The organism is Pseudomonas sp. 3B-A001-10F, from assembly GCF_056313565.1.
On sequence record NZ_JBQYFW010000001.1, the window covers coordinates 46975 to 68103 of the forward strand.

A 21129-nucleotide genomic window follows, 5' to 3' on the forward strand; every position below is an offset into this window, starting at 1 on the left:
TTGTCTGCAACTTACTCTTCGACTTGAACGCCTGCCTTCTTTGCCAAGAACTGAGTGTACAAACCACCGGCTACATCGGCACCAATCACCGCAATGACGATGCCCAATCCGGCAGCCAGGTAAAGATTGTTCCAGAGCGCCATTGCGAGCAGCAAAGTGGCCATACCCAGCAGGCCAGAAGCAAGAAAGCGTAACGCTACTCTCTGAAGGATTTGGCGAAGGCCTAGGTCGCTGCCTGATGCCCGCAGCATTTCTCCAGACAAACCGGCGAGGCTCAACAGAACCAACAACCACAAAGGTACATCGGTCAATGACTGATGCTCGGGGTTCATCTTGAGTCCTCTAATAGGTCGACCTCCACGCTGCTGGCATCCGCTTTAGGCAAGGAGACAGGCGTGGGGCCGAAAACAAAAAAACCCTGCAATGTGCAGGGCTTGGGATAGGAATAAAGAACCCGGCTCGATGGCCGGGTTCTTGAAAGGCGTCATGCTGCATTCACAGCAGTCCACGCTGCTATCAAAGCAGAGTTATTCCGTGCGGAAAAGCACTACTTCGCAGCGGCTTAGGCTCTTTTCTGTGCTAAACGACGTGAGGCGTAAACGCGCCCTACCGTATTTGCTTTATGAGGTAGCGAGCCTATGCCCCAAAAATGGATACTCAGCTCACGCTCAGCTCTGCTAAAATAAATGCATGAACCAACAAAAAAATCAATCCAACTACTCAAAAACCAACATAGCTCAAGACCTTATGAAATTCATAAAAGATCAATATTTACGAATAATCTATGTCATTGCAGCGTTATGCATATTAGGTATCGCAAAACTCAACGAAGTAAAGATAACAACCGACACCCCATCCCTCAATACATTATCTTATTGGGGAACCATTGCCACACTTATTGCACTAATCATAACAATCATCGAAGTCCTACATTCGATTCGAATTACGAAAGGGATACAGATCCAAGCTGAAAAAATATTAATGCGCGCACGAGTAATTGATAGCTCCGCATATCTAAGTGAATGCCTGTCCGCCCTAGATGAAACAAACAACCATTTATCATCTGAAAGTTACACTCTTTCGTTAAAGTGCTTTCAGTATTTTCGCAAGTCCTATGCGAAGCTTCACGATAAAAGCGAATTTGGTGTAGAACTCGACAAAAGTATAAATAAAACTGAACTCAGTCTACAGAAGTCTACCCACAGCACTATAGCGGCCCCGCTGACGAAAACCGCCAAAACATTGATTCACAATGACATTCTGGCAATTAAATCCATCCTAGAGCAATCGCGCCTCTCAAGGAGCACCGAACATGTTCCCGCCTAAAATTGTAAACTTCGTCAGCAACCTCATCGCAGAGACAGATAGAGGATCTCTATCGTGGACTTACGATGACGAGATGGCAGAAGTTAGAACCAAAAACGACAATTTTACGATAGTCCTACAGTACTCCTTCAACCAGCTATTAGAAGTTGGGCAATTTACTTTTTATTATTTCAATGTTAATGAAAACAAAGAATACCGTTTCCACACAACGCAGGAATACAACGACTACGATCTCGCAAGGAGATTGTATGACACGGCACAGTCATCCTGTATGAAACTTCCATTTTAAACAGTCTAAATAAAAATGGCTGCCAGAAAAATGGCAGCCATCGCTGATCAATCTCAAGCAGCTTCGCGCATAGCACTTACAGAACAGTCAATCCATGCTACGCCACCCCGCATTAGCTCTCTCGCCTTTCCTTCACTGATACCGTAATGCCTCCCCACACGCACCATGGCCCATTTCGCACCAAAATACAGCCATATAATGTCGCCCATCTGCTTGTCACGGTGCGCGAGCTTCGCGACGGCGTTGTCGATAGCAATTGCCCAATCGTCAGTAATGCAATAGTTCTTACTTAATGAAACCTGCGGCGTCGCCTGTCGCATCAATGCGAGTGTAGGTGATTTGCACTTTGATATCCCGACCTCATCCATCCGCCACCAACCCCATTGCTCAAGCAGATATTCGGTGTCCCCCAGTGGGCGCCCTGCTGGCTTACGAATCATCATGCTCTCAATCCCCTGTGTAGTTCGTGCCACCCGCCCCCAGGCGGTTCGCTTTATAGCTTCCGCTTTGTAATCCGTCCAACTGGCCCGGACTTTTCAAAGACAAAATTTCACGCTGAGCCTGCTGCAATTTGAAACTTAATTGGGTAACCAACTCGTCGGAAGAAAGCACCAATTTGCTACCCCAAACAACCCAACCTGAGCCGTTGCAATCAGTACAAACCAGCTCATAAAACAGTCCGTTTACAACCGCTTTTCCCTTGCAAATCGAGCATGGCTCCAAATTGATCCGTTCTCGCTTAAAGCTAGGCACTGGCCTTTTCTGCATGTTTTGAAACCTCGCCTATGGTTGTTTCTTTAATGGCCTTGCAGGCCTTATGTTCTGCGGCTTGCAGCGGATTACCAGAATCTTCAAATCTAAAGCCGGTCAATCCGTGAATCGCTGTAAAGCCTTTCTGATCTAGATGCGCGTGCCACTGCTCGAGGGCATTACGCTTGCGGCTCATCACGTCCGACTGGATGTACACCTTCACGTTGTGGCTCATCGCGTGGTTGATCAGCAGTTCCCCAATTAGGTGGTCGATGCCGAGGTCTGCCCAGCCGGTGCGGGCCACCTTGCGCAGGTCGTGACTGGTCCACTCGCCCTGCCCCAGCCGACGGAACACGGCGCAGCCTTGAGCCTCGCCGAGCGCCTTGCCGTTACGTGCTGGAAATAGGCACTGACCGTCATAGCCTCGGGCGTGTTGACCTTCGCGGTACCGGACCAACAACGCGCAAACCTGCTCGGTCAGGGGCAGGTGGTGTTCGACGCCGGTCTTGGTGTTCTCAGCCGGGATGAACCACTCGCGCTCGGCCAGGCTGATGTGCGACCAACGCGCCATGCGGGTTTCGCCGATCCGAGTGCCGTGGCACAACATCATCAGAGCCAGCATCGAATCCAGCGGCGCGACGGGCATGACCTCGGCCAACTGCTGCAGCAGGCCTTCCAGTTGAACGCCGCGCAGGCGAGACGGCTTGATCCCGACCTTCGCCTTGGAGAAGTCATTGAACTTGATCGCCGCCATCGGATTGGACGTGATCAGGCCCAGCTTGGCCGCCTGACGGAATGCCAGGGCCAGCAACTGGAACACCGAGCGCACGTAGTCGATTGAAATGGTCTCCTGCAGCGGCCACATCAGCAGGGTGTCGAGCGTCGCCTTGTCGATGCCGATCAGCGGCAATTCGCCGAGGCGTGGCTTCAGGTGGCACTTGATCATCGACGCGCCAGTGTTCTTGCGCTTGGTCGACAGGTTGCGGTCGCGTGACATGCGGTCAGCAAACCAGTCCAGCAGTTCGCCGACGGCGTTCCACTTCGACAAGTTCGCGCCTTCGCCAGCGGCCAGACGCAGGCGAACCGACGGCAGCGCGGCGACGACCTGCTTGTGGGACAGCTCGGGGAACGTGCCGATGGGATTCCATTTGCCCTTCAGCACCAGGTACCACGACCCGCCGGTGCGAGCCTTGTTGAAACGCAGGTACAGTCCTTTGTTTTCGAGGTCGCGCACATCCTGAACGGTGCCGGTGGCCTGCCGCTTAAGTTCGGCTTCGGTGATCTTCACCGCGGCCGTGCTCATGCAGCCCCCTTTACGGTGAGAATTCCGGCCCGGATCAGGCCTTCATGGGTTTCGGCAATGGCTCGCGGCATATCCTGCCAGTCGATGTCGCCGGCAGCGCGACCGTCGATGACGTCATGGCAGGCGCCGCAGGCGTATACCGCTACGGTGTCGAAGCCCTTCATGCCCATGCCCTTCTGGCCGCACGGAAGATGCGCAAGAACGGTGGTTTCTGGATTGTGGTTGCAGATTCCCGGCATCCGGACGGTGCATTCTTGGCCGTTGGCGGAGGCGCGAAGCTTCTTCGAGCTCACTCGCATGAAGGCTTCCCCGTCACGACGTCAATGACTTCATAGGTCCCCGGCCACATCCACGAGCCATAACGCTTGGCCATGGCCTCGTCGGCAAACAGCGCCAGCGCGTGATCAGGTGGCGAACTCAAATCAACCTTGAACGAGCAGCAGAACACTGCGAATCGATAGGTATCGATTTCGGGTACAGCAAGGCGACGGTCACACACGTTCTGCCCTCCCCGCACGCATCGCGCGCAAGTTGGCCAAAGCGGTGTTACCCACTTCGGGGTTGCGATCAGGCTTAGGCTCAGCAAGTTCAGCAATAGGGATAGAGCCTAGGGGTTCACCCTTCCAGATCTTCCTGCACTGGGCCAAGTAGTGACGCTCGAAGCTCGCCAAACCAAGTTCACGCGAGAGCAATGGCAGGCCATGAAAACCAGCGGCCGCAGTAGCGTGGTAGACCGCAGCGTGCAACCACTTGGCCGAATCACGCATAGCGGGATGGCAGTTGCGAAGACCCTGGGCGTACGCCTTTTCGACGCTCGGCAATCCCAGCCCTTCAGGGGCAAAGCACCAGCTAACGAAAACGCCAGGCGCCGGAACAAATGCCGACTTACTCGCACTCAGGACGCGCATGCCGTGGTCGATTTGTTCCATCCGGTTGATCCCGGAGCGCATGAACTCGCCGAGCCATTCAAGCTTCGAGGCGTTCATCACGGCCTCAGTCGGCCAAGACTGGCGCCATGCGCCACAGGCACCGCGAAGACGCAGGAACAAATCGTCGATGACAGCTTTGGTCGATGGATCAACCTCGGCAACTACTGGGTCGGACGTCGGCTTGTAGATAGGGTCGGTTCGCCGTTCGGCAATAAGATCGCGTGCAGATTTCATACCCGAACCCCCTTGGCAGTCCAGTCACCGGTCGCATCCATTTCTTCCTCAATGTGGCCGGACTTCACAGCGCGATCACGCTTGATCCACTTGGCAAGGCGGTGGCACCAGCCGGCGGCGTTGTCACGGGTATCGGGTTTGGCGATGAAGAAACCTTTGAACGAGTTAATCAACTCATCGGTAGCCGATGAGATCGGCAAGCACATCAGGCGAAGCTGGTCTTCCAACTGTTTAGCGCTGAACTCCCAGTCGACAAACATCGAAAAGCGCTGGCGAGGATCTTCGAGAGAATCGAGAGCTTGTCGATCCTGATCATCGACCACGCCAGAAAACTCGCGCTGCAGCTGCTGTTCGGTTACCTGATGGTTAATTGACGTATTGGGTGCAGTCGCTGCACCCCGTTCTGTCGTAGATTGCACCCCGTTCTGTTGTGAATTGCACCCCGTGCCGTCATTTGCACCCCTTTCCGAACGGGGTGCAGCATTTGCACCCCGAAATATTTGAAGGTCGTAAACGACTGGGCGTCGGTCATGGCGATCAATGTGAACAGCAGCGATCGCCTGGTTGCCCTGCTTGATCAGCCCGGACGTCTCCAAGTCATTCAGTTTGTAACGTACTGTGCGCTCGGAAAGACCGGTGTCCTGAGCCAGCGTGGTAGCCGACGGGAACGCGCCAGCACCATTCGATCCGGCATAGTTGGCCAGGCACAGCAGAACGTGCCGGGCACTGGCATCCTTGAGAACTTGCGTGGGCAAAGACAGCGCCCATGACATTGCTTGAACGCTCACAGCGAGGCTCCGATATTCAATTCGGCAAAACGAGATGACGTGTGTTGCGACACGCTTTGCGAACTCTGAAAACGTGTCGCGACATTGTTCTGGGTATTGCTAGAATTTGGCTGGCTCTGCATAATCAGGTCTCTCTAGTTTTGCGAATCAGCCGACCTTCTCCGTCGGCTTTTTTGTGTCTGCTATTCAGGCTGCCTTCACGGACTGCTTGAACACTTCCAGGCTGACGATCACTTCCTCCGCCTCCTTGAGCAGGCTCGTTTTCTCGACCGAGCAGACGCGCTCATCAGCCTGTGCGTCGAACGCAAGGCGAGTAACATCAGCAAGGTCGGCATGCAGTCGAAGAAGTGCGGCGTTGAGATTGATGCCTTCCGGCTTTTTCTTCGGAGCCAGCTCGAAACCGAACGCCTCCGCCCATGCTTTGAGCGGACGGAAGTCTTGGGTGAACTTCATGATCCGATGCAGTTCTTCCACGTTCATGCGGTGGGTGTCGTAGTCCGGGTTTGCCTTCTGGGAAAGAAGCGTCCGTGACTTGAAGTCCGCCCCTTCGGCGATTTTCTTGGTGCCATGGTCGTCAACCACGTCGTAGATCGCCTTCATCAATTCCTGCATGTAACACCTCGAAATTCTTTACGTGGCGCCCTGCTAATGCAGGAGCGATCATTTGCTCAGTGGATCGGTGGGCGGAAGTGTCGGGTGGGTGTTCTCTGAACTGGTAACTGGCACGGAAAAGGACGAACCTCCTCCGCTGTCAATTTTCCGTCCTCATGCTCGATGACCAGGATCTCCCTAGCCGCCTTCAAGGCTTTGGAAATGGCTGGTGCGCTAACGCCAAGGCCCTTGGCGACAGCAGACTGACCAATTCGCTCAACCAGTTCCGGCAGTGGCGTCTTTTTCATTTCGTTGCCTCAGCAAACTTTGCCAGATCCAATATTAACCGCCGGTTAGCTTTCCAGCAACACCGGCGGTTGCCGCAATAAAATTAACCAACGGTTAAATTCAACGGATGAGCAGAAAGAAAGAGCTATCCCCAGAACTGAAAGCTGAGTGCGACGCCGCGAAGGCGCTTTTCGTATCGAAAAAGAACGCCCTCGGATTGACCCAGGCGAGTCTTGCCGCGGAGGCTGATATCTCGGCCGCTGCAGTAGCGATGTACTTGAACGGTACGAACCCTCTGAACGCCAAGTTTGCGGCGGTTCTATCGCGCTTACTTGGCGTTCCAGTCGAGCGCTTCAGTAAGCGACTTGCGCGCGAGATCAGCGGGCTAACTAGTGTCGCCGAAGCGCCATCGACGTCGGCGCTTTCGGCCGCTGATATCGTCCGCCAGATGCTTGATAAGCAGGGCAAGGGGCTTACTGACACTGCCAGACAACGGTTGATAGCAGCCGCTGAAGCAGATGATGCCGGGGGCGCCATCGAGATTGATTACTACCGGCCGGGAATTGTGGGTGATGAGGTGTGGATTGCGCACTATGACGTCCGTGCAGCCATGGGTGGTGGACAGATTCCGCACGACTATCCAGAGATGCTGCAGGATGTGAGGGTAAGCCCTCAACATCTGCGGGAGATGGGGGTCGAGTTCAAAGAGCATTTCCATCTGAAGATGGTGACCGGCTGGGGCCAGTCGATGGCGCCGACGATCAAGCATCGAGACCCGCTGCTGGTTGACATCAGTATCCGGGAATTCGTAGGGGATGGGATCTACATGTTCTCTTGGGAAGGTCACCTCTACATCAAGCGCCTCCAGTGGATTGGCGACGACCAGATCAAGATGCTTTCGGATAACGAAAGGCACCCGCCGCAGACGATCAGGGCCGACGAGACCTTCATCCAAGCACGAGTGCTGTTGGTTTGGAATGCTCACTTGGTATAACGCCATGCCCCTCACCAATCCTAGCCCCTACTGATCTGGAATTGACGAAACATACTGCCAAGCAAATTTATTGAAGGTAAGGAAAGGGAGTCCCGCGGTGATAGATCAAAGGAAATCACACTCTGATAGCGTTTCGCTTGCTGGATTCTATTACGGTGTAGCTGGCACCTTTTTGGGGGCAGCAGGTATTGCTTTGTCTGTCTACTACTCAAACTCCGGCGAGAAAACATTGTGGCTCAGCCTATCCGGCTGGGTATCCGCAATCTTAATCGGCGTTTTTTTAACGCGACTTTGCTTCAAGTTAATCGGGATAAACGGTCAACTAAGCCATACCGCATCTGAGCAGGCGCAAAAATCGATAGAGCTAGCCGCAAGAGTTGGCGAATTAGAATACGCCAACGACAGACTTACTGAAATCGGATCATACGTGATAGCTACAACTATGAAGAGCGCTGCAAAGCCTCGGCGGCGCGCAACACCCAACGCCAAGAGAGCTCCAGAGCCCTCTTCCGAAGAGCAAAGGATTGAATCTGAGGATATGATTGATGACAATTGACTTTAACGATTACAGCTATTATCCCAACCTGCGAAGCCGACCTGCCGAAGTAAAAGGCTTCGGCGAGCTTTCCGACTCATGCAAGGATGCCATTATTCCTCTGTTCACTCTTGGCGTTTGGCCACGACAAACTGACACCGTAACATCACTAAGAGAAGTAATTTCGGCTTCTGATGGCAGACCTTTCGCTTTGGACCTAACTACGGACCCTAGCTATCTGACCAGAGATATATTTGAACTGAGAAATCCAGACTCAGACTTTAAAAACTGGAGAAATTTCATTGACGGCATTAACCACCCGGTAATTCCAGTAATCCAAATAACTGACGACTCGAAAATATCTCAAGTTATCCGACAAGCTCGTGCGTTTGAAAACACAGGACTCGGAAAAATTGTTTTCAAGATTCAGAGCTTTAGCGATCAGACCAATAACGTCATTGCAGCACTCTCAGCACTGGACTCTTCTGACAACGCTTTGGTAATAATTGATGCAGGGTATATTCGAGATACTCTTCATGCCTCTCTTGCCGGCACAGTTACGTTGATAAACTCCATCCGCGATGAAGTAGACAGCGCAATTATTAGTGTTGCATCAACTAGTTTCCCTTCCTCTGTTATGCCGTTCATCGACGTAAACAGCAAGGGGAGAACCGGTGTAATAGACATCATGGAAACCAAGCTCCATGCCGCGATAGGTAGAGAAGCTGTAATTTATGGTGATCACGGGTCAATCCACTCCAGAGTATATACAACTTCCGGTGGAAGGTTCATAGCACGAATAGACTACCCACTTAATGATGCCTGGGTTTTTGAGCGACGCTCTGATACCAATTCACAAGGCTACATTTCAGCGGCCAATGATATTATTGATGCGTTTCCCGAGATAGCAGATGATGAAACATGGGGAGCGAAGAAAATCATTCAAGCTTCAAAAGGCGAGATCGACAACATGAAAACTCCAGCATCGTGGATCGCCGCACGAGTTAACATGCATATTAGCCGGCAAATCGAACTAAATAGTAAAAGTCAGTCAGATGAGGAAGACTTTGACGACTTTGACTTCTGAGTTATTCGACGAACCAAGACGGACTGAGGCATCTCAAATCCGAGAGCCTCAGCCCTATCACCTAGCATACTAAAGTCAATCTTTTTTTCAGCCCGCGGAGTTGTGCGATGCGCATTGCTATACATAGCGACTTGGCGTTCAAAATTAGCTCGAGTTGTTGCGCTTTTGCTGAGGAGGTCTAGGCATGACTCAGTCGTACTGTTGCGTCGTTCACTCATGAAATTATTAAAAGATTCTTTATACCGCTGCTTGATGCAGTCCAAAACATACGATCGCAGTTGCTTGGTTGCTCTTGTTCCGCAAGCGCTGACCAGCTCCGACCTAAGCATTCCAGGTCGAAAAGACGCCTCATTCTGCTTTACAAACTTTTCGAGCTCTGACTTAGTTATTAGGCTTGTAAGCTTTAAGTTATCCTTCACTTCGCATATGCGGCCTGCTCGTACCTGACGAATTTTTGCCTGCCCAAATGCCTCGTAAACCTCAAGAATGCCAATCTCCGAAGGGTAATCTCGTAATATCGAGGTGATAAACTTTGATGCAGCAACTACCACAACTTTATCAAAATGCGCCTGAAAAGATTCAACTTGCCCAGGTAATCTTTTCAGAGTGTCAAAATGACTTTTAATCTCAAAGCCATATAGACGACCATTTGCTACCGCAATATCTGCTCGACGAGACCAGTTGGCGACAACCATCTCGTTAATTATAACCGCGTCATTGATCATGCCTTTATCAAAAAGCCAGTCAATGAGTAGCGCCTTTATCTCTTTCTCTGAAAACACTGAGTAGAGACTCCTGAGGTAAGAAACAGTTAAATCATTAATCAATGATAGCTCAGAGCCATCAATCTCGCCCGCTATTATCACATCTATGCTTACTTAAGTGTAGCCTTCTCAACCACTCTGCTAGAAAGGCACCAGCTCCCCTAAAGGCTCATAAACCTCAACCGGCCGACCCTCTTCTGCGCTCGCCGCCCACTTCAGCGTCACCGATTCGTCGTCGTTGAATGTAATGTCGATCCCGTCCGTTTCATTTAACAGCGCTATCACCTCCTCCCACTCCCGATCTCCATCCGTATCCAAGCGGTGAATCGTCACCCAGCGCTGAATCTGCGCGACCGGGTGATTGATCATCGACGACACCCTGAGCGATAGCCGCTCCAGACCCGACATAGCGTGTCTCTCAAGTTTATTTAGTTTTTTTGCCATCGACATCTACCTGCTCCCGATAACTGTACATCCATACAGTATACCCAAAGCATAACAAAACTTTTGCAAATTTAATTAACCGCCGGTATTGACGACAATGAAACCGGCGGTTAATTTAGACCCATCGCAACGACACACCGCCACCGCGAAGGACCTCAAGAGATCCGCCGCTCTTTAGCGACACCCCTTGCCGGATCACCGCCGGCTCAGATTCGAAGGCAGCGATGAACCGGCCTCAACGGTTCAGAGGGTTGGCAACTGACCCGGGCGTGCAGCGTAAAGCGCCAAATCGAGTTATCTGACGGACAGAGTCGCGGTCGGACGAACAATTTGAGCGAGCCCGTACCGCGCCAGTAGCGCCGAAGGGACACGGAAACTTTCACTGATACGCCTGGCTAACCGGGCGTATTGGGAAAACAACCGGAGTCAGAACAATGGAATCGGGAATCATCAGCGGTGCATGTAAGAGCTATCTCGGTCGCGGCCTCGTTGATCGCTATGCACTCAATGGTCAATGACGACACGATGCGACGAGATCGTCGAGCTCCGGCGCGCCGCACAACTAAGGTGCTAATGGTGCGCCGCGCAGAGAGACCGGTTCTAACGGCATAGCGACGAGCATCACTGCTGCACCTTGGAGACAGGGTACAGCAGTGATGCGGACTCCAACCCAGCAGACGCTGGTCACCTGCACTCAACCGGAGATCCACATGCTCCTGATCATCCTGATCGGCGCAGCGCTTTCGCATGTGCGGCCAGAACCGCCCTGTTCTAGAGCCCTGCTAACCGATCCGCCGCACGTTCCCCGCAGGCGCTGGCGATGTACCGCCGGGGTCGCAGCGTTCTGGCGCTGATCGAACCCGCCAAAAAGCTTGCTATCTGAAATCACTGCATCGGAAACACCAAAAGGCCCTCCCGTCCAGTTGGGCCTTTTCTTCACCCGCCTTTATCCGTCAGCACTCTCCACTGCGCCCAACGGCAACCAACAGGCGACGCCGAGTGCTGACGAATACACGCAACCCCACCACCGAGGGATCAGCCATGCAAACGCAACCACTGATGCAACAGCGCCGGGAAGTTCTCAACGCCTTGTTTGTTCGCTCTCACGCAGCCCGTGGAGAGTTCGCCCGCCTTGCAGGTCTGGCGGCGCCAGATAAGAAAGTACGCTTCCAAGTGAAGACGGTCGGCAATGCCTACCACATCGTTGATCTGGTCACCGGAAAGACCAAGGCCTTTCGCTTCAACTATCAGGTAGCAGTGAACATGGCGATTGCATTCGAAAAGCAGGCGAATCGCTTGGCGGAAGGTGTGCATTGATCGGTGCACCAATGCCAAACCCACGAGACCAGTTGCTCGACAACCTGAACCAGCAACTTGATCATTTCTTCGGTTCTGGCGGTAAAGCTCAGCAAATCCCCAGTGGCGTCACTGGCGATCCAAAGCTGGCATCCACACCGCACCACGACCGTCTGCGCGTCGAGCGCAACAAGATCGCCCCGAAGGTTCGCGAACTGGCCGAAGCCGGCAAGACCATCAGCGAGACGGCCAAGACACTGCACATGCACGTCAAGCGGGTTGCGCTAATCGCCAGCGAGAACGGATTCAAGTTCAACTCATGAAACGCATCAGTAACCGGGCGACGACACGCCGCCGACAGACTTGGCTGGACTTGCCGGCCAGCGGAATTGAAGAGGTAGGCCATGGCTGTGACCCAGGAAGAACGAACGGCCAGGCTCGCCGAGAAGCGGCAGGAAGTGGGCGAGCAGGAGTTGCGGCACACGGTGCCGTACGGTACCAGGCGGATGCTCGACGAGCTGATTCACTGGCATGAGATCAAGGAAGTCAGCGAGGCGGTGCAACTGCTGGTACTGAATGGCCGGGCCGAGGATCTGCCGCCGGCGCCGCCGAAAGTCAAAGGGCCGTCCGACATCATCCGACACTACTTCCGCCAGGGAATGCGTGATCGGCTTTCAGCGCTCAGCAACGAACTGGGCGAGACGAAAGACCGGGCGACCATCTGGCGACTGATCGCACATGCTCACTCGCTGGGCGCCGAGAAGTCCGCAGCCTTCTTCAGAATTAAGCGCCACGGTTACGAGATAACTGAAAACGTGGCGCGCGAATTAAGGCAAGCAGGTTTCGCCGAATCCCTCCAAATGAACGCCGATGACGACGGCTAGAACGATTAAGGCTGCTTAGCCTCCTGCATGTGAAAGTCAGCCTTGACCTGAGCATCGTCGGAGTTATCCGCGATAAACCAAACAGATACATCAGCATCCTTCGCCTTCGCTCGATTTCGCTCCCTATTTACTTCATCATGGCTGTAAGGCCCGCACGGAATAGGTGCGCCGCCCTTTTGCTTGAAGCCGAACCAGTATTTATTTTCCACGCTGAACTCCTTGATCCGGCTCCATGCCGGTCATCGTTAGTTCTTTAGACCCAACTCGCGCGATTAAAAGCAGTCGGACCAAAAAAATCATCTCAAGCCTCACTTCGCTGCTTCGAAGTCAACATTTCCGCATAGGCGCTGTGAAGCTCAGCTACAACTCGACTCCCAACTGCATCGTTTTCGAAATGCTTAGAGGCTTTCGTGACAAGTCCGGAGGCATGATCTACAAAATCTTTAGCATCTAGCCCCTGAATATCAATCGAAGCCAACAGCATGCCGAGCGCGAGCTCCAGAGCATTTTCACGGTTATCAATCATAACAATCCACCCAAGATCGGCCCCATGCCGATCTCCCGTAATACCCCAACCCAAACCAAATTGCCACCACCGGTCACGGAGGGCGGCGCCTAGTCCGGAATAAACATAGAAATTCCCTGTGTCAAGGCGGCAATTGAAGCAACCACTGCTGCGCACGCATTAATTTTTGATTGTTTGCGTAATGTCTCGTGAACGTCGGAACCCGCATCGGTATCTGTGTGCGTAAGGGGCTGCATGCCATTTGGCTCTAGGCGAGCCGGATCAGGCTTCACTGTAACGACTGCGGAGTAAAACCAAAGGCCTGCAGAGATAATTGCGGCACCAGCGGAAAACCACTGAAGACATTGCTTAACGCAGCTCATGCTGTAGCTCCTTTCCGACTCCACGCCGGGCCGGGCCGGGCCGAACACAAGTACCGCAACGGCCATCAATACGCCAGCACGCCGGAACTCAAACAGTGCACGGAGCTTCAACCAACCGATGCGCCGACTCCATGTAACTGGCCAGTTCGATCACCTCACGAAGAAAGACGACCACCTCCAGCTTCACCGCGTCGTCCGGCAGCCCTATCCGTTTCAGCATCGCTTTAGCGTCCTCTTCGATAGCCGCTAGCGCATCTACATCGCTCTGCAACCTCATGTCGGCCTCCTGCCAGTGTGAGTTGAGTCATAGATACACCACCTGGTAACGAGCCGGCCAGCGGAATTGAAGAGGTAGGCCATGGCCACGAGTAACGCGCAATTGAAGAAGGACAAGCGAGCCAAGGAGAAGGCGCTGCTCGATCGCATCGGCGCCGAGAAGCGATCGCTGATTGTTTCGAAGGCGCTTGATGATGCCCTAGTGATCCTCGGCGAGCGCCACGGCTTCGAGGAATGGCAGGAGATGGTGTCGACATTCCTCATCAACCTTTGCAGCTGGTCTGCCGAAGAGTCTGCTCGCTTTTACAGCTATGTCGCGACCCGATTTTGAGATAACCGAAAAGCAGTCGCGACTGCTTGAAGAGTTCAGCAAGACCGGAATCGACTTAGGCTAGATGCTAGTTGTTTGAAGACCCTGGAAGTCAATGGGCTTGGTGTGGACGAAAAGCCCTCCCGTAATTCCAACGACTTTATCAAGTACAGACTTCGGCGTTTGTATACCGAAGTACACAGTGTACTCGCCACTATCGTCTTTCCTCTGAATGCTCACGACGTACTCCGCAACCTCCCAATGCGTAAGCCCAATTGCATCCGCGAGAATTTTATTACGGCGAATTTCCGGCGTTTCTTCTGGCTGACTGCTCATGGCGCTCTCGTTCAATTTAATCGAATTCAGAGCGTAGACCAGGCCAATGCAATTCACCCTAATTGGTGTATCCGTTAGTAGATTGCGCAAACTCGCGACTCAGATAGTCGTTTCCGCTAACTGTTGAGCTTTCTTCAAGGCTTTGAGCTTCACCTCTTCAACATTGTCAGAAATGATCTCCGTTTTTGCGTTCGCGCCATCAATAGCTCCCCCTTCAGAAGTGCTAACCGAGGCTTCGGCCTTATAGTACATATAGCTCTCTTTAAGAGGGGTAGCCCTTTTCGTATGCGGGCCACTAACTCTCGTCGACAGGATTCGAGAGCCCCGAAATATCTCGTCATGCTCGTACTGGGGAATTTTCTTACTCACTGTTTACGCCCTTGGTGGCTAAAAGAATATTCGTACGTAATACCCCAACCCAAACCAAATTGCCACCACCGGTCACGGAGGGCGGCGCCTGCTCGAGGTATTCGCAATGCCAGTTCTCCACAGCGTGATCCACAAGATCGACAAAAAACCGGACGGCCTCCCGGCAGTTCTGTTCCTCGATAACGCCGAGCAGGTCGAGAGCCAGGCTCGCGACGATCTGATGAGCCAGCTCAACGAAAGCTACAACGCCAACGCCGACACCTGCTTGGGTCGAAGATTGAGTTCGATGAAGCCGGTGGCACGCTGACTTTGCGCGGCCTACCAGCTCATCTCATCGAACAGCTGAAGCGCGCTCTGGAATAGACATTAGCAACTGCAATTAACTAGTCCTCAAGCTCTTGGCTTGGTAAAGGCAATCCGCTCGCAGCGGCGACCAGTCGATTGAGAGACCGGACAGACCCAGACAGAGCTTCGGAGAGCACGGGACCATATTGATCAATCCCAGACCCGGCCAACAAATCGAGCATGGAGGCAATCTCGTGAAAGTCGAGCTCGATTTTGTAGTCTCGCTCACCGTTCTCTGTAATTCTGCAGCGTTTGTGCACAAGAGAGACACATGGGCCTTTGTAAGGCACGCCATAATGGTGAGCTCCGAAAACGAGGCGCCACGGCTCATCCTTTTTCGATGGGCGCTTCACGATATGGACCCAGTCGCCCGAGCTCTCCGAACCTTTACGATAAATTTCCACTGTCTCTCCATACTCACTAATACAAATAAAGGGACCACACCATCCCCACCGCTTCCACCATGTCGCATACGGTCACCGGGGGCCCCGTCTTACTGCATAAAACTAAAAGTGTTTCTTTTCTGATCGAAATACTTTTACGTATGCGAAGTACCCAATAGCGATTTCAGCTATCGCCATCACGCCGTAAATTGCGCCGAACATGAATGATGAAATGAGAAATGAGAGCCCAACAAGGAAAAGTAAAACCTCGGAAATAATCTCTGTTTTCTTTCTCCAGGATGGCGCTCGATCCTCAACAAAACCACCTACAAATCCGATCATTAATCCCACAACAATTTTCGCAAACATCACCGCTCCCTGTCCGGCTCCATGCCGGGCCGAACACAAATACCCCACTTCTACGAATCACGCCAGCCGGCGAGGCAGGCGTATGCCTGGAGAATGCTTATGAGCACTTTCGCTGTGTTTGGAATGACCATTGATGTCGCCACTGCCGAGGCGCGCAAGAAAACGAGTGGCACCCGCAAGAACCTGAAGGCTCCAGGCGGCGTCGAGCCAATACCGGAGCATGAGTGGCTTGAGATGGTTCGTAAGCGTGCTGAGAAGATAATGGGGGGAGCTACAGTGCGTCAGCTCTCGCCAATGTTCGACGCGCCTCAATACGCCGAGCAGTTCATGGAGCTGGCTCGCAAGACTTTGCGCTGTCGTGATCTGAAGATCAGGGCGAAGGCGGTACTGACTGACACCAAGGGAAAGTCAATCCTCAATCCGAAAACCAAGGTACCGAAGGTTGGTTTTTCCGAGTGGCCACCGAAGCCTGTTGAGCAGCAAGAGCAGGCTGCATGACCTGCCCTCACCTATTGCGCTGAGGGCAGGATAAAACCTTACGCTTAAAAATCAGCCTTTCTTTCCTGGTGCTGACGGAGCATTACCTCTATTGCCTCCAGACACTCCACCCGTGGTGCTCGGCCAATTACCGCCTGGTCCGGGGTGACTTGAGGGGCCTCGAGATGAGCCACCTCCTCCTTTACCTGCCCCACCAGACCCGCCCCCGGTTTTACCGCCGCCACCTTTAGACATTTTGACCTCCTTGGATTTGGGAACTGCTCCTCAAGAGTAGGTCATGCAAAACGAAACCATGCTCCGCCTGTCTGGAGCGCTCACCGTCTACTAATCACGCCAGCCGGCGAGGATCCCCATATGGAAATCACTTACGGCTCGGTCTGCTCCGGCATCGAGGCGGCAACCCATGCATGGAAGCTGCTCGGTATGCGGGCGACCTGGTTCGCCGAGATCGAAGCATTCCCGAGCGCTGTGCTGGCTCACCACTACCCGAACACGCCGAACCTAGGCGACATGACCAAACTCGGCGCCCAGGTGCTGGCCGGCAAGATCGCCGCGCCGGACGTGCTCGTCGGCGGGACACCTTGCCAGGCGTTCAGCGTGGCAGGCATGCGCGAAGGCCTCACCGACCCGCGCGGCGCCCTCACCATCAAATACGTGGAGCTTGCAGATGCAGTTGACTATGTTCGCGCCCGCCAGCGAAAGCCCGCCTGCGTTGTCGTCTGGGAAAACGTCCCCGGTGTCCTCAGCGACAAAGGCAACGCCTTCGGATGCTTTCTTGGCGCGCTTGCTGGGGAAGACTGCGAACTGCAGTCTTCAGGGAAGAAATGGCCGGACGCTGGTTGTGTGTATGGACCCAAAAGAACAATCGCGTGGCGGGTCTTGGACGCCCAATATTTCGGCTTGGCCCAACGACGCAGGCGTGTGTTCGTTGTCGCAAGTGCTCGAGACGGATTCGATCCCACCGAGGTACTTTTTGAGCGCGAAGGCCCTCGCAGGGATCGGCCGCCGGGATGGCCGGAGAAGCTCGCAGTTCATCCTACTCTCACGGCACAAGGGGGAGGTTCTCTCGATGACAGAGAGGCATATGTACTGGAACCCGGAGGTGTGCGTCGAACCAGCGTAATTGAGTGGGAGCGGTGCCAAGGCTTTCCAGACAACTACACGCTAATACCTTGGCGCAGTCAGTCAATCGACAAGTGTCCGGACGCTCCCCGTTATAAAGCCTTAGGAAATAGCAAAGCCGTTCCGTTGTTGCGCTGGATAGGCAGAAGACTGATGCGATCATTATCTTATCGAGATTAGTCAACTGGATCTTTGGCCACTCTAATAGTCGAAGAATTTAAATCACCTTCTCCTATTGCTGCCTTTATCGCGGCATCTTGCATGCCTGCGTAAACATCCCTCAACCTAAAAAAATTAGTATTGATCAAATTATTTGCCCACATTTTTTGTTTCGTATCATCTGGTGGAATGTGAGCAAAATCTGCTGCTACTCCCTCAATGTGAGAGCAAAGCTCACTTGCTTTCCCATCTAGTCGGGCAGCACAAGATGCGGCGGCGGCTGCAACGCCTCTAGCGGAGGCTCGCAACTCATCTCCCTCTAAATTGGCATTGTCAAACCTACTGATTGCAGAGTATAGATTTGCCATTGGCTCCGCCCGATATTCCATCAACTTCAATGCGGTCTCCGACTTTAACAACCTCAACTGAACGTCTATTTGTGCCTTTGCAGCATCTGCCGCATAACTGCCAGCCACCAATGCGCCCAGACAGGAGCCTACAATACCTATCAAGCCAGCAATTAACGCAGCCCCAACCCCTTCACTCACTTTCATCTCATAAACTCTGCGTTAATCAACCAACTATTTTTCATACCAATACCGTCCTAGTTGAATTTTCGTGGATGACGCCGATGCCACGCGAAATATGGCTCTGACTCAGTTCCCCAAGCAGCACATACGTTACCCACCAAACCATCAACTACACACCTAAGCTCAACTATAGACTCGACTTGCTTGGCTGCCCGAATCAATCCTTTGTCATCTATGTAAATGTAACCATTTTCGAATAGACGATCGCACCCCAGAAGGCATACAGGCATCACATTAGCTAGATCTTTTTTTATTGCTGGAGTGCAAGAGTGCCGCTTACGGATATGACCAATAACCAACAAGTCTACCGGTAGCGAGCGATTACAGACAGAACAAGATTCTTCACTCTTGCCCCCTAGGACAATGGTCCTCAAAAGATCCTGTTCTTTTCGTCTACGAGTAGACGAAGGAACATCTAACTCGTCATCCAACTTTGAAAGTGCAACCTTAGCCGCAGCAATATCTATATAACTAGATGCTACCGCTCCAACCCCCGGCAAAAGATCTAGTCGCTCTAGAATTCTCTCACTTGCAACCAAACTAAGGACATTAAAGCTTTGTACAACATAATTCCCCGCATATCCAGCAGCAGAATTAAACCGCCCAATCTCGATTTCTACGCATTCAAGGTCGGTTAAAAAATAAGTGTACTCCCATGTGACACCATCATCATTTGCCCCCCATAGAGCCATTGCTAGAGTTGGAGCGTGAGCTTTATATGCGACCGTTGCCTTGAAGAAGAACCTTTTATTCTGATAAAGCAGCACGGTATCACCGATGGATATTCGCCCCCACTTGTTTGCATTTATTTGATTTTGTCCTGGTGTAACCCCCCACACAGCTACACCGTCGGGAAATGCCTTTAGGAGTCCGTCACGCTCTTTGGCGGGCATATGCGATAAAACTTGCGTAATAGGTACGGGCTTATTTATCGTTTTTTCAAAATTTTTCCGCGCATCAGCACGGCCGCATGGTTGAAGAATTAATTGCATTCTATTCCCTTAGAGTTTCATTTGTTTTTTTTGAAATTCACCCTTGCTTTTTCAATAGGGGATTTCGCTGTATTTTTATAAACTTCTCAAAATTTTTTAGGAGATCACTAGCTACCTTACTGATGAAAATGAAAAGTTTATCGGGCAGGGGAACCGCATCCAATCACTAGCATCACGGAAATCTTAAATTCGTTGTTGGAGGAGCCCTAAATCCACAAAACCGCTCTCAATTGGCGCTTTGCCACTACGTACTACAAAGGTACCTCATCAGAGGTTTCTCTCGCTACCCTCATTAGGCGCTACAGCGCCGCCTTTAAATTTCAACTCAATCGCACCGCTTACCTGTCTCATAAAAAATTAAACAACTAATCCACGTTCTGCCGACTACAGCGGCAGGGAGCATCGCTATGGAAAACGAAATCCTCTCCGACGAGGAACTGGCCGAACTCACCGGCTACAAGGCCCGGGCATACCAGCGCCGTTGGCTGATTGAACGCCAGTGGGTCTTCGTCGAAAGCCGCGGCAAGCGCCCGCTGGTGGGCCGCATGTATGCCCGAATGAAGCTGGGCATGATCAGCTCTACGATTGCCGATCCGAACCCGCCGCCGGCTGCACCGGTATGGACACCTGACTACTCGCGAGTGAATTGATATGCGCCCCCGCAAGGCCGACACACGCAACTTGCCGCCTCGGATGTACCAGTGGACGCGAACACGAAAAAGCGGAAAGGTGTGGGTCGCCTATTACTACCTGGACATGACAGGCAAGGCGATCCCGCTGGGCAAGGATCTGGACTTGGCCAGGATCAAATGGGCGGAGCTGGAGGCCAAAGAAAAGCCGCTCGATCTCCGCACCATGAAGGGCATCTTCGACCGATACATCCGCGACATCGTATCGAAGAAAGCTCCTCGCACGCAGAAAGACAACCTTTCGGAGATCAAGCAGCTTCGACCGATGTTCGACAGCGCTCCTATTGACTCGATCACCCCCGCAACCATCGCAGGCTACCGGGACGCGCGGACGGCCAAGGTTCGGGCAAATCGCGAGATTGCTACCCTCTCCCACGTTTTCAACATTGCTCGAGAATGGGGGCTGACGACCAAAGAAAATCCCTGCCAGGGCGTGCGAAAAAACAAGGAAACACCGAGGGACTATTATGCGAATGATGTTGTTTGGGATGCTGTTTACGTGAAGGCAGCTCAAGAGCTGAAGGACGCGATGGACTTGGCCTATCTGACCGGGCAAAGACCGGCAGATGTCCTGGTCATGAGGAAGGACGATGTCGAGGGAGATTACTTGGGTGTGCAGCAGAACAAGACACACAAAAAGCTGCGCATCCTGATGACTGACGGTGATGAGCCGAACAGTCTGGGCCTGTTGATCGGGAAAATGGCCGAGCGCAATACTCAGCATATTTGCAGCTATTTGATCGTGAGCGCACGCGGCAAGCGGATGACAGCGAAGATGCTTCGCGATCGATGGGACGACGCCAGAGAAAGGGCCAAGAAAGAAGCTGAAGAAAAAGGCGATGTTCAGCTGGCTGAGAAAATCGGAGGCTTCCAGTTCAGAGACATCAGGCCGAAAGCGGCGTCGGAAATCCTCGACGTCGGCGATGCGAGCCTACTCTTGGGGCACACCAAAGGAGACATTACCGAGCGCGTCTATCGACGAATTGGCGCCATTGCCAAGCCATCGAAATAGCCCCAAAAACCGTTACAAAACTCAAAATCCGCCCCTTGTTGAATGCGGGCTGTAGAGGTGTCAAAAAATAAACGTATCGTAACGAAAAGTGGCTACAGGCCCCGGTTTCATTGGCTTTGCATATCGGTCTTGAAAACCGTCGACTGTAACAGGTCCATGAGTTCGAATCCCATCGCCTCCGCCATATTTTGTACCGACAAAGCCCTGATTATTCAGGGCTTTGTCGTTTCTGGAAGTCACGAAATTTCCGTGTCCTTCTCATCGTGTTCCATGACTTTACTGGACGTAG

At 52.6% G+C, this 21129-nt stretch carries 32 protein-coding genes and 2 pseudogenes; 14 read left to right on the forward strand and 20 right to left on the reverse strand.

The genetic code is table 11. The annotated features are described in order from the left end of the window. Positions 1 to 11: 11 nt before the first annotated feature. Complete coding sequence (locus tag AC0ZWN_RS00270) at positions 12 to 332, reverse strand: phage holin family protein (RefSeq protein WP_476333560.1); 321 nt, start codon at positions 330 to 332, stop codon at positions 12 to 14. Positions 333 to 690: 358 nt separating this feature from the next. On the opposite strand from AC0ZWN_RS00270, the gene AC0ZWN_RS00275 reads away from it, so the two are divergent. After that, the gene (locus tag AC0ZWN_RS00275) at positions 691 to 1326 is read left to right on the forward strand and encodes a hypothetical protein (protein ID WP_476333562.1); all 636 of its coding nucleotides are present in this window, start codon (positions 691 to 693) and stop codon (positions 1324 to 1326) included. A gap of 342 nt (positions 1327 to 1668) precedes the next feature. Here the strand turns inward: AC0ZWN_RS00275 and AC0ZWN_RS00280 are convergent, their stop codons facing one another. From AC0ZWN_RS00280 to AC0ZWN_RS00315, 8 genes are all read right to left on the reverse strand, one after another. Continuing rightward, positions 1669 to 2058, reverse strand: a complete 390-nt coding sequence (locus AC0ZWN_RS00280) for an antiterminator Q family protein (protein WP_476333564.1) — start codon at positions 2056 to 2058, stop codon at positions 1669 to 1671. Between the two features lie 302 nt (positions 2059 to 2360). Continuing rightward, positions 2361 to 3668 (reverse strand): tyrosine-type recombinase/integrase, encoded by a 1308-nt coding sequence (locus AC0ZWN_RS00285; protein ID WP_476333566.1) that lies wholly within the window; start codon positions 3666 to 3668, stop codon positions 2361 to 2363. After that, positions 3665 to 3967, reverse strand: a complete 303-nt coding sequence (locus AC0ZWN_RS00290; RefSeq protein WP_476333568.1) for a nuclease domain-containing protein — start codon at positions 3965 to 3967, stop codon at positions 3665 to 3667. The genes AC0ZWN_RS00285 and AC0ZWN_RS00290 overlap by 4 nt, the downstream gene beginning before the upstream one ends. Beyond that, the gene (locus tag AC0ZWN_RS00295; RefSeq protein ID WP_476333569.1) at positions 3958 to 4167 is read right to left on the reverse strand and encodes a hypothetical protein; all 210 of its coding nucleotides are present in this window, start codon (positions 4165 to 4167) and stop codon (positions 3958 to 3960) included. Before AC0ZWN_RS00295 ends, AC0ZWN_RS00290 begins: the two co-directional genes overlap by 10 nt. After that, positions 4160 to 4831, reverse strand: coding sequence for a replication protein P (locus tag AC0ZWN_RS00300; RefSeq protein WP_476333570.1), 672 nt, complete (start codon positions 4829 to 4831; stop codon positions 4160 to 4162). The genes AC0ZWN_RS00295 and AC0ZWN_RS00300 overlap by 8 nt, the downstream gene beginning before the upstream one ends. Further along, the gene (locus AC0ZWN_RS00305; protein ID WP_476333919.1) at positions 4828 to 5604 is read right to left on the reverse strand and encodes a helix-turn-helix domain-containing protein; all 777 of its coding nucleotides are present in this window, start codon (positions 5602 to 5604) and stop codon (positions 4828 to 4830) included. The genes AC0ZWN_RS00300 and AC0ZWN_RS00305 overlap by 4 nt, the downstream gene beginning before the upstream one ends. Positions 5605 to 5805: 201 nt before the next feature. Then, positions 5806 to 6231 carry a phage regulatory CII family protein gene (locus AC0ZWN_RS00310; protein ID WP_476333572.1) on the reverse strand — a complete coding sequence of 142 codons (426 nt, stop codon included), beginning with the start codon at positions 6229 to 6231 and terminating at the stop codon, positions 5806 to 5808. A 56-nt stretch (positions 6232 to 6287) separates the two neighbouring features. Continuing rightward, positions 6288 to 6518 (reverse strand): Cro/CI family transcriptional regulator, encoded by a 231-nt coding sequence (locus AC0ZWN_RS00315; protein WP_476333574.1) that lies wholly within the window; start codon positions 6516 to 6518, stop codon positions 6288 to 6290. A gap of 107 nt (positions 6519 to 6625) precedes the next feature. On the opposite strand from AC0ZWN_RS00315, the gene AC0ZWN_RS00320 reads away from it, so the two are divergent. The 3 genes from AC0ZWN_RS00320 (at position 6626) to AC0ZWN_RS00330 (ending at position 9114) form a co-directional block, all read left to right on the forward strand. Continuing rightward, complete coding sequence (locus AC0ZWN_RS00320; RefSeq protein WP_476333576.1) at positions 6626 to 7492, forward strand: S24 family peptidase; 867 nt, start codon at positions 6626 to 6628, stop codon at positions 7490 to 7492. A gap of 97 nt (positions 7493 to 7589) precedes the next feature. After that, complete coding sequence (locus tag AC0ZWN_RS00325) at positions 7590 to 8048, forward strand: hypothetical protein (protein ID WP_476333577.1); 459 nt, start codon at positions 7590 to 7592, stop codon at positions 8046 to 8048. After that, entirely contained in the window at positions 8038 to 9114 is a 1077-nt protein-coding gene (locus AC0ZWN_RS00330; RefSeq protein WP_476333578.1) for a beta family protein, read from the forward strand. Before AC0ZWN_RS00325 ends, AC0ZWN_RS00330 begins: the two co-directional genes overlap by 11 nt. Here the strand turns inward: AC0ZWN_RS00330 and AC0ZWN_RS00335 are convergent. Together AC0ZWN_RS00335 and AC0ZWN_RS00340 are read right to left on the reverse strand one after the other, a co-directional pair. Then, positions 9075 to 9896: a sce7726 family protein gene (locus tag AC0ZWN_RS00335; RefSeq protein WP_476333579.1), complete on the reverse strand. Its 822-nt coding sequence runs from the start codon at positions 9894 to 9896 to the stop codon at positions 9075 to 9077. The genes AC0ZWN_RS00330 and AC0ZWN_RS00335 overlap by 40 nt on opposite strands. A 123-nt stretch (positions 9897 to 10019) precedes the next feature. Further along, positions 10020 to 10328, reverse strand: a complete 309-nt coding sequence (locus tag AC0ZWN_RS00340) for a DUF1654 domain-containing protein (RefSeq protein ID WP_476333580.1) — start codon at positions 10326 to 10328, stop codon at positions 10020 to 10022. Between the two features lie 1035 nt (positions 10329 to 11363). Here AC0ZWN_RS00340 and AC0ZWN_RS00345 point away from each other — a divergent pair. The 3 genes from AC0ZWN_RS00345 (at position 11364) to AC0ZWN_RS00355 (ending at position 12502) form a co-directional block, all read left to right on the forward strand. Continuing rightward, the gene (locus tag AC0ZWN_RS00345; RefSeq protein ID WP_476333581.1) at positions 11364 to 11639 is read left to right on the forward strand and encodes a hypothetical protein; all 276 of its coding nucleotides are present in this window, start codon (positions 11364 to 11366) and stop codon (positions 11637 to 11639) included. An 11-nt stretch (positions 11640 to 11650) separates the two neighbouring features. Next, positions 11651 to 11941, forward strand: coding sequence for a hypothetical protein (locus AC0ZWN_RS00350; RefSeq protein WP_476333582.1), 291 nt, complete (start codon positions 11651 to 11653; stop codon positions 11939 to 11941). Positions 11942 to 12022: 81 nt separating this feature from the next. Further along, positions 12023 to 12502: a hypothetical protein gene (locus AC0ZWN_RS00355; protein ID WP_476333583.1), complete on the forward strand. Its 480-nt coding sequence runs from the start codon at positions 12023 to 12025 to the stop codon at positions 12500 to 12502. Positions 12503 to 12507: 5 nt separating this feature from the next. Here AC0ZWN_RS00355 and AC0ZWN_RS00360 read toward each other — a convergent pair whose 3' ends face one another. The 4 genes from AC0ZWN_RS00360 to AC0ZWN_RS00375 all read right to left on the reverse strand — a co-directional run bounded on the left by AC0ZWN_RS00360 (position 12508) and on the right by AC0ZWN_RS00375 (position 13667). After that, positions 12508 to 12711, reverse strand: a complete 204-nt coding sequence (locus AC0ZWN_RS00360) for a hypothetical protein (protein ID WP_476333584.1) — start codon at positions 12709 to 12711, stop codon at positions 12508 to 12510. 92 nt (positions 12712 to 12803) lie between these two features. Beyond that, positions 12804 to 13028, reverse strand: coding sequence for a hypothetical protein (locus AC0ZWN_RS00365; RefSeq protein WP_476333585.1), 225 nt, complete (start codon positions 13026 to 13028; stop codon positions 12804 to 12806). A gap of 89 nt (positions 13029 to 13117) precedes the next feature. Then, complete coding sequence (locus tag AC0ZWN_RS00370; RefSeq protein WP_476333587.1) at positions 13118 to 13390, reverse strand: hypothetical protein; 273 nt, start codon at positions 13388 to 13390, stop codon at positions 13118 to 13120. A gap of 88 nt (positions 13391 to 13478) precedes the next feature. Further along, positions 13479 to 13667: a hypothetical protein gene (locus tag AC0ZWN_RS00375; RefSeq protein WP_476333589.1), complete on the reverse strand. Its 189-nt coding sequence runs from the start codon at positions 13665 to 13667 to the stop codon at positions 13479 to 13481. 81 nt (positions 13668 to 13748) lie between these two features. Between AC0ZWN_RS00375 and AC0ZWN_RS00380 the strand changes: the two genes are divergently transcribed. Continuing rightward, complete coding sequence (locus tag AC0ZWN_RS00380) at positions 13749 to 13997, forward strand: hypothetical protein (RefSeq protein WP_476333590.1); 249 nt, start codon at positions 13749 to 13751, stop codon at positions 13995 to 13997. Between the two features lie 60 nt (positions 13998 to 14057). On the opposite strand, the gene AC0ZWN_RS00385 is transcribed toward AC0ZWN_RS00380, so the two are convergent. Both AC0ZWN_RS00385 and AC0ZWN_RS00390 read right to left on the reverse strand, forming a co-directional pair. After that, entirely contained in the window at positions 14058 to 14312 is a 255-nt protein-coding gene (locus AC0ZWN_RS00385) for a hypothetical protein (protein ID WP_476333591.1), read from the reverse strand. A gap of 99 nt (positions 14313 to 14411) precedes the next feature. Further along, positions 14412 to 14564, reverse strand: a complete 153-nt coding sequence (locus AC0ZWN_RS00390) for a hypothetical protein (RefSeq protein WP_476333593.1) — start codon at positions 14562 to 14564, stop codon at positions 14412 to 14414. A 223-nt stretch (positions 14565 to 14787) separates the two neighbouring features. On the opposite strand from AC0ZWN_RS00390, the gene AC0ZWN_RS00395 reads away from it, so the two are divergent. After that, on the forward strand, positions 14788 to 14988 hold the full coding sequence (locus AC0ZWN_RS00395; RefSeq protein ID WP_476333595.1) for a hypothetical protein: 201 nt from the start codon (positions 14788 to 14790) through the stop codon (positions 14986 to 14988). Positions 14989 to 15532: 544 nt separating this feature from the next. Here AC0ZWN_RS00395 and AC0ZWN_RS00400 read toward each other — a convergent pair. Continuing rightward, the gene (locus AC0ZWN_RS00400; RefSeq protein ID WP_476333596.1) at positions 15533 to 15778 is read right to left on the reverse strand and encodes a hypothetical protein; all 246 of its coding nucleotides are present in this window, start codon (positions 15776 to 15778) and stop codon (positions 15533 to 15535) included. A gap of 99 nt (positions 15779 to 15877) precedes the next feature. Here AC0ZWN_RS00400 and AC0ZWN_RS00405 point away from each other — a divergent pair, with 99 nt between their 5' ends. The 3 genes and pseudogenes from AC0ZWN_RS00405 to AC0ZWN_RS00415 form a co-directional block, all read left to right on the forward strand. Next, on the forward strand, positions 15878 to 16276 hold the full coding sequence (locus tag AC0ZWN_RS00405; protein WP_476333598.1) for a hypothetical protein: 399 nt from the start codon (positions 15878 to 15880) through the stop codon (positions 16274 to 16276). Positions 16277 to 16630: 354 nt separating this feature from the next. Beyond that, positions 16631 to 17284: pseudogene (locus AC0ZWN_RS00410) on the forward strand (DNA cytosine methyltransferase); the annotation flags it as partial. 69 nt (positions 17285 to 17353) lie between these two features. Continuing rightward, positions 17354 to 17578, forward strand: a pseudogene (locus AC0ZWN_RS00415) (DNA cytosine methyltransferase); the annotation flags it as partial. Here the strand turns inward: AC0ZWN_RS00415 and AC0ZWN_RS00420 are convergent. Beyond that, positions 17575 to 18111, reverse strand: a complete 537-nt coding sequence (locus AC0ZWN_RS00420) for a hypothetical protein (protein ID WP_476333600.1) — start codon at positions 18109 to 18111, stop codon at positions 17575 to 17577. The pseudogene AC0ZWN_RS00415 and the gene AC0ZWN_RS00420 sit on opposite strands and share 4 nt — an antisense overlap. A gap of 50 nt (positions 18112 to 18161) precedes the next feature. Beyond that, on the reverse strand, positions 18162 to 19139 hold the full coding sequence (locus tag AC0ZWN_RS00425) for a hypothetical protein (protein ID WP_476333601.1): 978 nt from the start codon (positions 19137 to 19139) through the stop codon (positions 18162 to 18164). A 407-nt stretch (positions 19140 to 19546) separates the two neighbouring features. Between AC0ZWN_RS00425 and AC0ZWN_RS00430 the strand changes: the two genes are divergently transcribed. After that, on the forward strand, positions 19547 to 19789 hold the full coding sequence (locus AC0ZWN_RS00430) for a DUF4224 domain-containing protein (protein ID WP_476333603.1): 243 nt from the start codon (positions 19547 to 19549) through the stop codon (positions 19787 to 19789). 1 nt (position 19790) lies between these two features. Next, a complete protein-coding gene (locus AC0ZWN_RS00435; RefSeq protein WP_476333605.1) occupies positions 19791 to 20840 on the forward strand; it encodes a tyrosine-type recombinase/integrase in 1050 nt (349 codons plus the stop codon). Positions 20841 to 21129: the final 289 nt, after the last annotated feature.